General features: G+C 62.0%; 9 protein-coding genes. 7 read left to right on the top strand and 2 right to left on the bottom strand.

The window, feature by feature from the left end; all coding sequences use genetic code 11:
* The first annotated feature begins 338 nt into the window (after window positions 1-338).
* The 3 genes from H2170_14015 (at window position 339) to H2170_14005 (ending at window position 4,287) form a co-directional block, all read left to right on the top strand.
* A complete protein-coding gene (locus H2170_14015) occupies window positions 339-1,316 on the top strand; it encodes an NAD-dependent epimerase/dehydratase family protein (GenBank protein MCS6301191.1) in 978 nt (325 codons plus the stop codon).
* Window positions 1,317-1,546: 230 nt separating this feature from the next.
* Window positions 1,547-2,401 carry a hypothetical protein gene (locus H2170_14010; protein ID MCS6301190.1) on the top strand — a complete coding sequence of 285 codons (855 nt, stop codon included), beginning with the start codon at window positions 1,547-1,549 and terminating at the stop codon, window positions 2,399-2,401.
* A gap of 2 nt (window positions 2,402-2,403) precedes the next feature.
* A complete protein-coding gene (locus tag H2170_14005; protein ID MCS6301189.1) occupies window positions 2,404-4,287 on the top strand; it encodes a hypothetical protein in 1,884 nt (627 codons plus the stop codon).
* 45 nt (window positions 4,288-4,332) lie between these two features.
* Here the strand turns inward: H2170_14005 and H2170_14000 are convergent, their stop codons facing one another.
* Window positions 4,333-6,009, bottom strand: coding sequence for a tetratricopeptide repeat protein (locus tag H2170_14000; protein ID MCS6301188.1), 1,677 nt, complete (start codon window positions 6,007-6,009; stop codon window positions 4,333-4,335).
* A gap of 354 nt (window positions 6,010-6,363) precedes the next feature.
* On the opposite strand from H2170_14000, the gene H2170_13995 reads away from it, so the two are divergent.
* Window positions 6,364-8,346, top strand: a complete 1,983-nt coding sequence (locus H2170_13995) for a tetratricopeptide repeat protein (GenBank protein ID MCS6301187.1) — start codon at window positions 6,364-6,366, stop codon at window positions 8,344-8,346.
* Between the two features lie 805 nt (window positions 8,347-9,151).
* Here H2170_13995 and H2170_13990 read toward each other — a convergent pair.
* On the bottom strand, window positions 9,152-10,204 hold the full coding sequence (locus H2170_13990) for a GntR family transcriptional regulator (GenBank protein ID MCS6301186.1): 1,053 nt from the start codon (window positions 10,202-10,204) through the stop codon (window positions 9,152-9,154).
* An 83-nt stretch (window positions 10,205-10,287) separates the two neighbouring features.
* On the opposite strand from H2170_13990, the gene H2170_13985 reads away from it, so the two are divergent.
* From H2170_13985 to H2170_13975, 3 genes are all read left to right on the top strand, one after another.
* A complete protein-coding gene (locus H2170_13985; protein ID MCS6301185.1) occupies window positions 10,288-11,205 on the top strand; it encodes an NTP transferase domain-containing protein in 918 nt (305 codons plus the stop codon).
* A gap of 19 nt (window positions 11,206-11,224) precedes the next feature.
* Window positions 11,225-12,151, top strand: a complete 927-nt coding sequence (locus tag H2170_13980; GenBank protein MCS6301184.1) for an NAD-dependent epimerase/dehydratase family protein — start codon at window positions 11,225-11,227, stop codon at window positions 12,149-12,151.
* 184 nt (window positions 12,152-12,335) lie between these two features.
* Window positions 12,336-13,454 carry an aminoglycoside phosphotransferase family protein gene (locus tag H2170_13975; GenBank protein ID MCS6301183.1) on the top strand — a complete coding sequence of 373 codons (1,119 nt, stop codon included), beginning with the start codon at window positions 12,336-12,338 and terminating at the stop codon, window positions 13,452-13,454.
* The last annotated feature ends 219 nt before the right edge of the window (window positions 13,455-13,673 follow it).

Below are 13,673 nucleotides of genomic sequence, written 5' to 3'. Positions count from 1 at the left end.
TGTGAGAGTTTAATGATTTTAAGGTAACTTGTAATCCTAAAAGTAGACCGTTGAAATCTACGAACAGCGCATTTTGATTTTATGTTTTATCGACACGTTCAGTGTTTGGCTGAAGGGGGGGAATTAAAGAAGCGGTTAGCGGGGTGGTATTACGGTATCATCGGTTTCATCGGGGACGTCACGGACCCGACGGATTGGGGCGTTCAAAGCTGAGTTCTGTTTGGGTTGTGCTGCATGATCTCCGTCCCACCACCTCGTCATTCGCTTTTTTCAGTGCTGATGGGTTAAGTTTTTGCGCGCTGGGACGATATATCCACAATCGCCAAGCGGATAGCCCCATGAAATCGACCATCATTGTAACCGGAGCGGCCGGCTTTATCGGCAGTCACACCTGTGACTGCTTGTTGGCTGCTGGGCACGGTGTGGTGGCGGTCGATGACCTTAGCAGTGGTCGGTTGGTGAATTTGGCCGAGGCTCGGGAGCGCCCGAATTTTGTTTTTGAACAGTTTGATCTGCGCATGCCCGGGCGGTTTGCCGAGCTCGTGTGTTCTACGCAACCGGCGGCTATCATTCATCTCGCGGGGCTTGTGAGCGTGCAGGCCAGTATCCGTGATCCCGGACTGAACTTCGCGCTAAATCTCGAACTCACCCAGACCGTCGCCGAGGTCGCACGGTCACATGCAGTCCCGCGGTTGGTGTTCGCCTCCTCAGCGGCGATCTATGGTGATGCGCCGGGGCTTCCACTGGTTGAAGAGACCCTCGCGCATCCGCTAAGTCCCTACGGTGCGGCCAAGGCAGCATCCGAACACCTGTTGTTGAGCTACTCCCACACCTACGGGCTCATCGTGCGCTGCCAGCGTTATTTTAATGTTTTCGGACCGCGGCAGGATCCGGCCTCGCCTTATTCAGGGGTTGTCACCGTTTTTCTTAATCGGATGCGGGCGGGCCTAGACCCTGTCACTTTCGGCGATGGAAATCAGTCACGCGATTTTATCTCCGTGCAGGATGTGGCCCGGGCCAACCTGTTGGCGGCAACTCAGCCAGCAGTTCGTAGCGGTGTGGCCAACATATGCTCGGGCCGCGAGACCACCCTTAATCAACTTCTTTCGATACTGGCTGGCGTGACGGGGTTTAGGGGGGCGATTCGGCGCGAGGAGGCCAAGCCCGGGGACATTCGCCGCTCTGTGGGCGATCCGCGGCGAGCGCTGGCCGAGCTGGATTTTACATGTGAGTGGTCGCTCGCGGATGCCTGTGCTGTAGTCGCACAAAACTCCTTGAGCGCGGTCCCGAGGTCGAAGGCAGGCGAACCACATTAATCTTTTTCTGGATCAATTATCCTATGCAGAGCACTGCCACTATCATCTTTTTTAACCCCTGGGCCGATGGGCTGGAGACGGTCGATTCTTACCTGAGTCGTTTGCCAAGCTGGGACATCACTCCCCGAGTTTCTGCCGGGGCCGACGAGCGGTTGCGGAAAATGGCCCAACTCGACTGCGATTGGCACGGCGAGTGTGCCCGGTGCTTTGCGTGCCTAGTGCATTCCCAGATGTCTTTTCAAACCGCCTGGGTAACCGGCACCAGCGGCTTGGCCGAGTTGGCGCAATTTTGCTCTCAGCCCGCCGAAGCGACCCGTTGGCTGGTGTTTATGGGGCAGCATCCTGAGAAACTCGGGCCTGCCCTAGTGCCATTCTGTTCATTTTTAAAAAAGCAGGGCGTGCGCATCGCCTTTTACGCCTACGATGAGGCCAGTCGCACGATGCCGTGTTTTGCGGCACTCGCGCCTCATCTGGATGTGTTGATTCACGATGAATTCCCGCTTGGCCCCGCCGCCGCCCGACTGCGCCCGGATTGCCTGAGGCGGCATCGCAGCTGGGTGGCCAACGTCGTGCCGTTCGCTGTCCCGTTTAACGAAAACCCTGAGCCTAAAATCGTGTTTCTCGGTTCTCAACTGGGCCTCACCCCGCATCGGCATCGGCAGATCGATTTTTTGCGCTCCACCTTCAAGGACCGCTTTATCGCCCACCACGACCATTCCCTGAGCGTCGGTGATCGCGCGGGATTAAGTCGCTACGCGGTGGGTTTTTGCCCCGAAGGGCGCAAGTTTAACACCCCAGCTATGGCGGGCACGCATACTGATCGTCCGTTCTGGTCAGGCTGTCTTGGGCTGGTTCCGGTTTCGGAAAACTCGGCCCAAGGTGGACGCCTTGATGGCTTGGCCGATGCGGGATTAATCCGCCGCTACGCCCACGCCGACTTGCCCGCGCTACGTGCCGCCTGCGAGGAGGCCCTGGCTACCTCTGGCAGTGAGAGGCGCCGCATTTACGATCATTTTAACCGAGCTGAAACGGTCGGGCCGGTGTTGGCCGATGCCTTGGCCGCCTTCCACCTTTCGACCGCCTGAACGTGCCGCCTCCCCTTCGCGTCAATTCCGGGTTCGAAAAGCAGTTCACTGCCGCCACGGCGCTTCACCAAGCCGGACGCCTGGTCGAGGCTTTGGCGGCCTATCAACGCCTGCGGCCCCTTGCGCCGCGTGACTATCGGGTGTTGCACCTGGGTGGAACAGCCCTGTTGCAACTCGGGCGGGCGGTGGAGGCCTGCCCTTGGTTGGAATCCGCCTTACGCATTTTACCCCATGCCGCAGCAACGCACATGTGTTTGGGCTTGGCCCAGTCGCAATCAGGCCTGAACGAGCCAGCCGAGGTTCATTTGCGCGCAGCCGTTCGGCTGGAGCCAGCCAATGGTGAAAACGCCACCAACCTCGGGATTTTCCTCGTGCGTATCGGACAGGGGGCCGCCGGTTTGGAAGCGCTGCGGCGCGGGGCTGAATTGCGCCCCACGGTCGCCGCCGGCTGGCTGAATCTGGGCGGGGCGTTGCTCACCCTGGGGCACCCGACCGAGGCGCTGGTTGTCCATGAGCGCGCCATCGCGCTCGCGCCCCACGAAGCCATTGGCCATCGGGGCCGGGCGATGGCGTTGCATGGCTGCCACCGCATGCGCGAGTCGTTGGCGGCATTCGATGCTGCACTGCGCATCGATCCTCTCGATGTGACCTCCGCCAGCCAGCGCCTGCTGGTGTTGCACTACCTCGATGATTTTTCTGCGGCTGACGTGGCTGAAGCGCATCGGGAGTTCGGACGGCTTGCGGCGGGACTTCAGCCGGCGCGGGTGCTGCCGCGGGTGGGCGGCCCCGATAAACGCCTGCGTGTGGCGTTCCTCTCGCCCGACCTGCGCACCCATGCCGTCGCGTGTTTTTTAGAGCCTCTGCTGGGTGGCTTGACCCCAGACGGCTTCGAGCTGGTGCTTTACCACGATCATGCGATCGAGGACGCCACCAGTGCGCGCCTGCGCGGTCGGGCGGCGTTGTGGCGCAATTTTACCGGTGTTCCCGATGTGGAAGTGGCGCGGCAGATTTTGGCCGACGCCCCGGATGTCCTCGTCGATCTGGTCGGCCACACCGGGCAAAACCGCCAAGGGCTGCTGGCGAGCCGGCTCGCCCCGGTGCAGATCACCTACCTGGGCTATCCCGATACCACCGGGTTAACGACCATGGACTTCCGGTTAACCGACGCGCTGGCGGATCCCGTGGGGACGGCCGAAGCGTTGCACACGGAGCGGTTGGTGCGTTTTGCGTCAACCGCGTGGTGTTATTCGCCAACGCCGGATGCGCCTGAAGTGGTGCCGCCACCGTGTTGCGCGGATGTAGGTGCGGAAGTGGGTGCGGGGGTAGCACCCGTGTTTGGGTCGTTTAACAATTTGGGCAAACTTTCGCCGTCCACGTGGCGGCTGTGGGCGCGGCTGTTGGCGGCGGTGCCCGGGGCGCGTTTGTTGCTCAAAGGCACGGAGCCCTCGCCTGACTGGGTCGCGCGGCAGGCTGGGGCGGTGGGCTTGGACCCGGCGCGGGTGACGTTACTCCCCGTGGTGGTGGGGCAGGCCGCGCACCTGGGGTGTTACGCGCAGATGGACGTCGCACTCGATACGGTGCCCTACAACGGAACGACCACCACGTGCGAGGCGCTGTGGATGGGGCGCCCTGTGGTCACGCTGGTAGGCGACCGCCATGTGAGCCGGGTGGGCGCGTCGCTGCTCACGGCGGCGGGTCAGGGCGATTGCGTGGCGGCGACGGAGGACGAATTCATTGAGCGGGCACGGGCGCTGGTGGCGGACCGCGCGGCGCTGGCGGTGCGGTCGGCGGGATTACGTGAGGGCCTGTTGGCATCGCCGCTGATGGACGCGGCGGGGCAGGGCAGGGCGTTTGCGCAGGCGATCCGGGCGTGCTGGGCCGGGTGAGGCGGCTGAGGGAGCTCAGCGCTCCTGCTGGGATGAGAAATGGTTTTAACTAGCCGCCGTGGTCACCTCATTGTGTGTCGTGCGCAGCGCGTTTTCCCAGTTGCGGGTGAAGGTGGTGGTTTGCCCCAAGGGTCCGCTTAGCAGGCGCTCCCGCAGGCTCGCACGCAATCGGGCCAGGGCGCTGCGGTCTTGGGCCAACCGCACTGCGATTTCTACAAACTCAGCGCTGGTTTGCGCAACGAAGTCAGGCAGTCCCACTGAACGTAACAGGCTAACCCCTACACGGGAAACGTGGGTTTCGCCGGCCAGCGTGATCACCGGCACGCCCATCAGGAGGGCTTCGCAGGTGGTCGTGGTGCCCGCGTAGGGCGTCGAATCAAGCGCCACGTCGGCCGCATGATAACGGGCCAGGTGGGCGCGCACCGGCAGGGGTTCGCCACTGAGCGCGACACGACCCGGCGCGATGCCATGAGCGACGAATTTTTCGGCGAAACCGGTTTGAGCGCTGGCGTCTTCGCCGCCGGGGGCGTGCAGGTGTAACCGCGAGTCGGGTACAGCGCGCAGCACCGCCGCCCACAATGCGATCGTGGTTGAGCTGAGTTTGGCGAGGGCGTTGCAGCTGATGAAGGTAAATGGCGCACCGTCGAGGCAGGGCAGGGGACCGACCGCAGGGGCGTCGGCGGGCGGGCGATAACAACAAAACACGTTCGGTAGGCGTAGCAGGCGCTCGGTGCCGTGCAGGCGCTCGTCCGCGTCGAGCGGGATGCAGGCGTCGTCGGTGACGCGGAAGTCGATGGCGGTTAACCCCGTGGTGGCGGGGTAGCCGAGCCAGGTGATTTGGCAGGGGGCCGGGCGGCGTGCAAACACGCCGAGGCGGTGGTCGGCGGTGTGGCCTGACAGGTCAACGAGCACGTCGATATGATCGGCGCGGATACACGCGGCGGCCGCTTCGTCATCCATGCGCGTGATGTCGCGCCAGTGGTGGGCGGCTGCGCGCAGGCGGGCGGTGACAGGGTCGGCTTCGCGGTTGCCCACATAACAGAACGTCTCGACTGCGGCGGGGTCGTGGGCGCAGAGCACCGGTTCCAAAAAGAAGGCGATCGCGTGTTGGCGGAAATCCGCCGAGACGTAGCCGATGCGCAGGCGTGCGCCGGGAGCGGGGAAGCTGCCGCTGGCGCGAGGCGGGCGCGGGCGGGAGGCCCAAGGCGAGGTGTGGCGGCGCGCCCAGGCCGAGGCGCGGGCGGTGAGTTCAGCGAGGCCAAGGCCGGCGACATACTGCGCGGCGAACACGGCGTTGCTGTGCGTTGCAGGCAGCGGGGAACTGGCCGCGGCGGCGTCGTAGGCTGGCAGGGCTTCGTCCATGCGCCCCAGCGCGCGCAGGCAGCGGCCGAGGTTTTCAAGGGTGGCGGGGTGTCCGGGGCGCAGTTGTAGAGCGGCGGAAACGTGTAGATGGGCGGCGCTGGTTTGGCCGGCGGCGAGCAAGGCCGAGGCGAGGATGTTGCGCGCTTCGGCGAATTGAGGGACGAGGGCGACGAGACGTTCAAGCGGAGCGACGGCTTCGCGCGGGCGTTGTAAATCGAGTAGGGTAACGCCCAAGGTGAGGGCGGTGCCAGGGTCGTTGGGGGCGAGTGCGGCGGCTTGCTCCAGACAGGCGAGCGCCTCGGTCAGGCGAGCCTGGTCGCGCAGTCGGTTGGCTTCGCTGAGGAGGCGTTCGAGCGTCATGGGCACAGGCAGGCAGAGGGCGGGGCCGCTGCCAATTCAAGAGATGGCGCCATGCGGCGGGGCCGCAGGCGGAGGGCAGAGGCGGGTGGAGCGAGAACGAGTAGGAGTAGGAGAACGAGAACGATTCTATTGAGGGAAACCCACAGGAGTGGACACTGGTACCAACCCATAATGCCTAATCATTCTCGTTCTCCTACTCCTACTCGTTCTCATTCCAATACCGAAGACTTCAAATCAGAAGTCGTACCTGGATTCGGGCCATGACCTTGAATTCGATGTTTTAAGCCTGTGCATCTCTCCGCGAACCGTATTTTTTTCAGGTTCAACAAGTCGTTTACCCCCACCCCTTTTTCGATGCGTCCGACTCCCCTTCAGCATGCCCTGCAACAAGCGATCGCCCATCACCAAGCCGGCCGTTTTGCCGCAGCTTATCCGATCTATCAACAGATCCAGCGGCAGGGGCCGGCGATGTTCGACGGCTGGCATTTGGGTGGCTTGGCCGCGATGCAACTGGGGCGCCTCGATGAGGCCGTCAGCCAGCTGACTCGGGCCCTGACACTGATGCCGAAATCGGCGGTGTGCCTGATGCGACTTGGAGTGGTCCGGCGGATGCGCGGCGAATTGGTTCAGGCCGAGCAGGTGCTGCGGCGTGCAACCGAGGTGGATCCAAAACTGCCGGAGGCTTGGGAGCACCTAGCGGTGGTGCACGACCAAGCCGGGCGTTTGCCCCAGGCGCTGGAGGCGGCCCGTGCCGCAGTACGGCTTAAACCCGACGAGCAGGGGGCGTTCAGCCGTGTGGCGCAGCTGGTCGGTCGTATTCAGGGATTGATGACTGCGCTGCCGCTTTATCAGGAGGCTACCGTGCGCTGGCCGAAGGTGGCCGATACCTGGAAGGACTTGGGCACCGTGCAGGCCTGTTTGCATGAGGCCGAGGCCGCCTTGGTGTCGCTGGAGCGCGCCCTGGCCATCGAGCCGACGTTTACCGCCGCCCGGCTGGGGCGGGCGCTGGCGCTGCAGGAATCGTTTAGCATTCCCGAGGCGGTCGCCGAATACGAGGCGGTGCTGCGCGCCGAGCCCGCCCATCCCGAGGCGGGCAGCGCGCGCCTGCTGTGTTTAAATTATTTGGATACAGTTAGCGCCGAGGCTTTGCGCGAGGCTCATTTCGCCTACGGGCGGGCGCAAATAGCCGGGCTGGCCACGCGACCGGCACCTCGAGGACAAGTTTCGGCCGGCGGGCGCCCCCTGCGCGTGGCGGTGCTATCGGGTGATTTTCGCCGGCATGCCGTGGCGTCGTTTTTCGAACCTCTTCTGGCGCATCCGCGTCCCGCCGGTATCGAGGTGTGGCTGTACCATGATCACACGGTGGTCGATGAGGTCAGTGGGCGTCTGCAGGGCTTGGCGACCCAGTGGCGGCATATCGGCGGGCTGGCGAACGGGGCCGTGGAGGCGATGCTGCGCGCCGACTCTCCCGATGTGTTGATCGATCTGGCCGGGCATACGGGGTTGAACCGCCTGCCCCTGTACGCAAAGCGGGTGGCGCCCGTGCAAATTTCCTACCTCGGTTATCCCAACACCACGGGTCTGGCGGCGATGGATTACCGTCTGACCGACGCCTTTGCCGACCCCGTTGGACTTACCGAGTCTTTGCATACGGAGCAGCTGGTGCGTTATTCGCCCTGCGCCTGGGCTTACCAACCGCCGGTTGACGCGCCGGTGCCTGCGCCGCCCCCCTGCGCGGGAGGGGCGCCGGTGACGCTTGGATCATTTAACAATCCGGCGAAGCTGAGCGGGCAAACGCTGCGGTTATGGGCGCGGATTTTGCAGGCTGTGCCCGGCTCGCGCTTGTTGCTCAAGGGCCATGGGTTCGATGGCGCAGCAATGCGGGATCGTATGGCTGCCCGTTTTTCCTCGGTGGGAGTGGATGCCGCCCGGGTGGAGATGATCGACCGTACGCGCTCGTCGCAGGCGCATCTGGAGCTGTACGCCCGGGTAGATGTGGCGCTCGACCCGGTGCCCTATCACGGCACCACGACGACCTGCGAGGCCCTGTGGATGGGGCGTCCGGTCGTCACGCTGGCAGGTGAAGAGCACCGCAGTCGGGTCGGGGTTTCTCTGCTGGCCGCCTGCGGGCACCCCGAGTGGGTGGCTGTATCCGAAGATGAGTACGTGCGTATCGCTGTGGGTTTGGTGGCGGACCCTGTCGGGCTGGCCAACATAGGCAGGGACCTGCGCGGGCGCATGGCGGCCGGGGCAATGCTGGACCATGCCGGGCAGGCGGTACGGTTTTGGTCGGCTGTGACCGGTTGCGCCCACGGCACTATTGCGAGTGACGCCTGAGCCGAAACGGTAGTGGGTTTCAGGTTTACGGCAGGAGGGCCGTAAGGGCGAGAGGTGCTCCTTTAGCCCTGTAAATGGGCGCCTTTTCTAGGCCGCACCGCACTCGTCATGACATTCGTGTGTATGCGTAAAGTGTTTTATAGGGATTACTTTTTTTAACTTATACATTAATTAATTTTATTTTATTAGTTTCTAAGTATTTGTTTAATATTGGATTCTATTTTCGGTGTTTCTTAAATGGACGCAGCATTGTTCAAAGACCTACATTTTCCTGGTGATTCCTCGTGGGGGCGATTTGGGGCATTATTGCGGTGGTTAACCCATTGTAAGACGGTCGAAGCCATCCCGACCAAACTGGGTCTTTTAGGCATGGGCAGGAAGAAGCCATTGAGTCCGTATGGATGAACTCGAGCCGACCGATTTACATCTGTAAATTCGGGTGTGGTGGGAGGCAGAAGTCATGCCAACCGAAACCCGAACTTACCCCGACGACTTTACACAGTCCCTGAAATCAGTCCGTGCGACGCTTCTAGGAAGCGGTATTGCTAACCTTATCAGGCCTGTCCGAAAAGAGTGCAAAGTCACTTCCACCGAGCGCAGATAATTCGAATCGTAATTACGCCAAAGAAGTCGCCAATTTTGCTAGTGGCAGTGACGATAGCTTCGCCGATATTGACCTGTCTCTCGTGCTCGACCGCTACTTTGGTCTTCGGGCAGGCTATTTTGAGCGATGGTTAAACGGCTACACGGATTGACCGCCGACTTTCGTGGCTTCCAATTAAATCCCCGACGCACTTCCGCTCGCCTAGACGTTCGGGCCGATCAGCCGACTGCCCTGGCGGCGAGCCACCACCGCAGCCACCGCCTCCCGGCCCATCTGCCGATAATTATAACGCAGCCGCAGCACCTGCCCCCGGATTTCCCCGGTGCCCTGCATGCCTGCCAATGTGATCTTCCCCTTGGCCCCGCGCCCGCCCCGGGCCAATTCCTCGGCCAACATCACCGTCACGTTGTCCTCGGCGCAAACCAGGCCAAACCGGCCGGTTAACCCGCGCAACTTGCCCACCGACGCCGCTCGGGCCTCCGGGGTGGAGCAGTCGAGCGACTCCACCGCGGGCCAACCCTCAGCCTTGGCCTCCGCGCCCAAGGCTGCGCCGGCCGCATCCACCGCCGGGTCGCCCGCAAACGGCACCCCCAAAAACACCCGCTCGCAGCCCTCGGCGCGCAGTTGCCCCAACAGCACCCGCGCCCCCGCCGCGAAATCCGGCGCAAGCGAATCGAGTTCGCCCAATTGCGAACCCCGCGCCAACAGCAGGCGCGGCACCGCCGGAAAGCGCGTCGTCGCGATCAAGGTCTCCGCCCAAAGGTGGTCCAATAAAATCCCCGCACACAGCCGCGGCACCGCGTCGGCCAGGCGTTGCAACTCCTCCGCTTGCACCGCTCCCGGGGCAAACGCCGGCGGGTGAGCCGGCGTGGCGTGCTCCACCAGTTTTTCCGAGGACAAAAACATCAGCGGGCAGCCCAGTTGGGCGCAGCTCTCCGACACCCCCTCGATGATCTCCTGGTAGAGCCGGCTCCAGCGCTGGATTTGGCGCCCGAGCACCACGATCGGCAGCCCCGCCGCCGCCTGCGAGCCGGCGTGCACCGGGTAAAACCGCCCATTCGGGTGCTGCCAGGCCTTGCCCTCCCGCACCAGGCGCTGGAGCAGCCGCGACACGGTGGCAAACGACAACCCCAGCTCGTCCCCCAGTTGGCGTACCGCCGGCAGCGGAGCGGACACTTCCAGGCTTTTGTTTTCCAACATCCGCAGCAGCGTCAGTTCGGCCTCGCGGGCCCGCAGGGTGGGTTTTTTCGGCATAACCTCAAAGCGGACCAAACCTTTGTTATTTGCAACAAAAATAAAGTGTTGCTTTCTGCCATCGGCTTGGTCTGTCTCCACCCATGTCCACCACCTTGCTCATTTTGGCAGCCGGTATGGGAAGCCGCTACGGCGGCCTCAAGCAGCTCGACTCCGTCGGGCCCTCCGGGGAAACCCTCCTTGACTACTCGATTTTCGACGCGATTCGCGCCGGTTTCACCCGAGTGGTCTTTGTCATCCGGCGCGATTTCGACGCCGAGTTCCGCGCCAAGATCGGCAGCCGCTACGAAAACCGCATCGACGTCGATTACGTCTATCAGGGCCTGGACACGCTGCCCGCCGGTTGCAGCGTTTCGGCCACCCGCACCAAGCCGCTCGGCACCGGCCACGCCATCTGGTGCGCCCGCGATGCCGTCAAAACCCCCTTCGCCGCGATCAACGCCGACGACTTTTACGGGGCCGACGCCTACCGCTCGCTCGCCCACTTCTTCGCCCAGTCCGCCCCGTCCGCTGGCCGGCAGAATTTCGCGATGGTCGGATACCGCCTCGACCGCACGCTCTCCGATCACGGCACCGTCGCTCGCGGGGTCTGCGCCACCGACAGCACCGGCCACTTGCAGTCGATTATCGAATGCGTCGGGATTGAAAAAGCCCCTGCCGGCGCCCGCTATAAAGATGCGGCCGGCGAATGGGTGAACTTCTCCGGTGCGGAAACCGTCTCGATGAACTTTTTTGGTTTTACCCCGGCGATTTTCTCCATGCTGGAGGCCGGCCTGATCGAGTTTTTAAACACCCGCGCCGCCGTCGACGACAAGGCCGAGTATTATATCCCCTCGGCTGTCGCCGGGATGATGGCGGCCAACACCGCCCAGGTTAAAGTGCTCACCAGCAGCGGCTCCTGGTTCGGCGTCACCTACCGCGATGACAAGCCCCTCGTCACCGCTGAGATCGCCAAGCTCGTCGCCGCCGGCGAATACCCCGCGTCCCTGTCCGCGCAATAACCCGTAGTTACAGTACCCCATGAAAATCCTCATCACCGGCGGCTCCGGTTTTATCGGCAGCCACCTCGTCGAGCATTACCAAAACCAGGCCGAGGTCGTGGTGTTGGACAACTTCCGCACCGGCCATCGCAAAAACCTCGCCGGCCTGAAGTGCGAGCTGATCGAGGGTTCTATTCTCGATAAGGCCTTGCTCGACCGCGTGATGGCGGGGGTTGACTACGTTTTCCACCTGGCCGCGCTGGTCAGCGTGCCCGAGTCGATGTCGCTGCACGCCGAGACGGTGGAGATCAACGTCCAGGGCCTGCTCAACGTGCTCGCTGCCGCCAAAAAGCACGGGGTGAAAAAACTCTGTTTCGCCAGTTCGGCCGCCGTTTATGGGGAAAACCCGGTGCAGCCCAAGGTCGAGACGATGACGCCCGACCCGCGCAGCCCGTATGGGATCACCAAACTCGACGGTGAATATTATTGTTCCCTGTATAGTCGCGAGGGCTGGCTCGAAACCGCCGCTCTGCGTTTCTTTAATGTTTTTGGCCCGCGCCAAGATCCGTCCGGCGCCTACGCCGCCGCCGTGCCGATTTTTATACAGAAGGCCCTCGCCGGTCAGCCGATCACCATCTTTGGCGATGGCGGCCAGACTCGGGATTTTATTTATGTGAAAGACATCGTCGGCGCGCTCGCCTTTTTGGCGCAGAGTCCCGGAGTCACCGGAGTATATAACGCCGGTTATGGTCAATCGATGAGCATTGCCGAACTCGCCCGGATCATCCTCGCGGAGTCCGGTTCGGTTTCGGAGATCAAAAACGCGCCGGAACGCACCGGCGACATCCGCCACTCTCAAGCCAGTCCGGCCAAACTGATGGCCGCCGGTTGGAAGCCCGCCCACGGAGTGATGAACGGCCTCAAGGCCACCCTGGCTGCCACTGCGGTGACCTCGCCGCAGGCCTAACGGCCGCACCGCATTCGGAATTTTTATATACAATAATCACTCATTCAATCCGTTCTCAAAATGAGTTGAATTGGCCGAGGACGGCCAACGCTACACCGCTTGCTTTTTGTAGGGTTGGCCGTCCCTGGCCAATGCCGAATTGCCGTCATATTTTAATCAAGAATTAGCATTACGCCTGAATCACATGTCCCCTGCTACCACTCTTTCTCTCGACGAAATGCGCGCCATCGCCGCCCAGTTTGCCCTTCACGGCAAGCTGGTGAGTTTCGACCGCTACGGCAGCGGTCATATCAACGACACCTACGCGCTCTGCTTTGACCAAGCCGGCGCACCCGTTCGCTATATCTTTCAGCGGGTAAATCATAATATCTTTAAAAACGTGCCCGAGTTGATGGAAAACATCAGCCGGGTGACCGCCCACGTAGTCGCCAAAACGGCCGGTGGCGACAGCCGGGCCGCACTCACCTTGGTGCTCACCCGCGACGGCGCCCCGTTTTATAAAACTGCCTGCGGTAATTTCTGGCGCGTTTATCTTTTTATCGAAAAAGCCCGCACCTACGATGCGGTAGAAAAACCCGCCCAGGCCCGTGAGGCCGCCCGCGCCTTCGGTCTGTTTCAGCAGGCCTTGGCCGACCTGCCCGGTACTCGCCTCCACGAGACGATCCCCAACTTCCACAACACCGTGTCGCGTTTCGCCGCGTTGCGTAAAGCCGCCGAGGCCGACGTCGCTGGGCGCAAAAAAGAAGTGCAGGCCGAACTCGATTTCGCTTTCGCTCGCGAGGCCGATGCCGGCCGCCTGCTCGCGCTGGTCGCCGCGGGGAAAATTCCCGAGCGCGTCACCCACAATGATACTAAATTGAATAATGTGATGCTCGATGACGCCACCGGTGCAGGCATCTGCGTGATCGACCTAGATACCGTCATGCCCGGCCTGTCGCTCTATGATTTCGGTGATTTGGTGCGTTTCGCCGGCAACACCGCCGCCGAGGACGAAATTGATCAGGAGAAAATCCAAGTTTCACTCCCCGTGGTGGATGCGATTGTGGAAGGCTATATTGCCGGTGCTGGCGATATTCTTACTCCGGCTGAGTGGGATAATCTGATTTTCGCGGGCAAGCTGATGACCTACGAGGTCGGTCTGCGTTTCTTAACCGATTACTTACAAGGCGACGTCTATTTCAAAACCAAACGCCCAGGCCATAACCTCGACCGTGCCCGCAACCAGTTGCGTCTGGTGGCCCGGATTGAAGCGGCCGACAAGGAGTTGCAGGCGATCGTCGCCCGTCATCGCGGCAAGAAATAATACTTAGTCGGCAGTAACATTCTATCGGTCGGAGCCAATCAAGGCGGTTTAACCGCAAAAGAACGCAAAGTACGCAAAGAACCTACACTGTAGTTCTCTGCGAACTCTGCGTTTTTTGCGGCTAAAGGGTTCGAGTCATTGAGTTGATATTAAGACTAGGGCTAAACCCCAACGCCGTACTGCACATGCCCGAGCCCGAATCCTTTGTCTCGCGAAGGG

The sequence above is a fragment of the Opitutus sp. genome, assembly GCA_024998815.1.
Lineage (GTDB): Bacteria > Verrucomicrobiota > Verrucomicrobiia > Opitutales > Opitutaceae > Rariglobus.
Note: the sequence above shows the minus strand (reverse complement) of the source record. Positions and strands in the feature narration are given on the sequence as shown.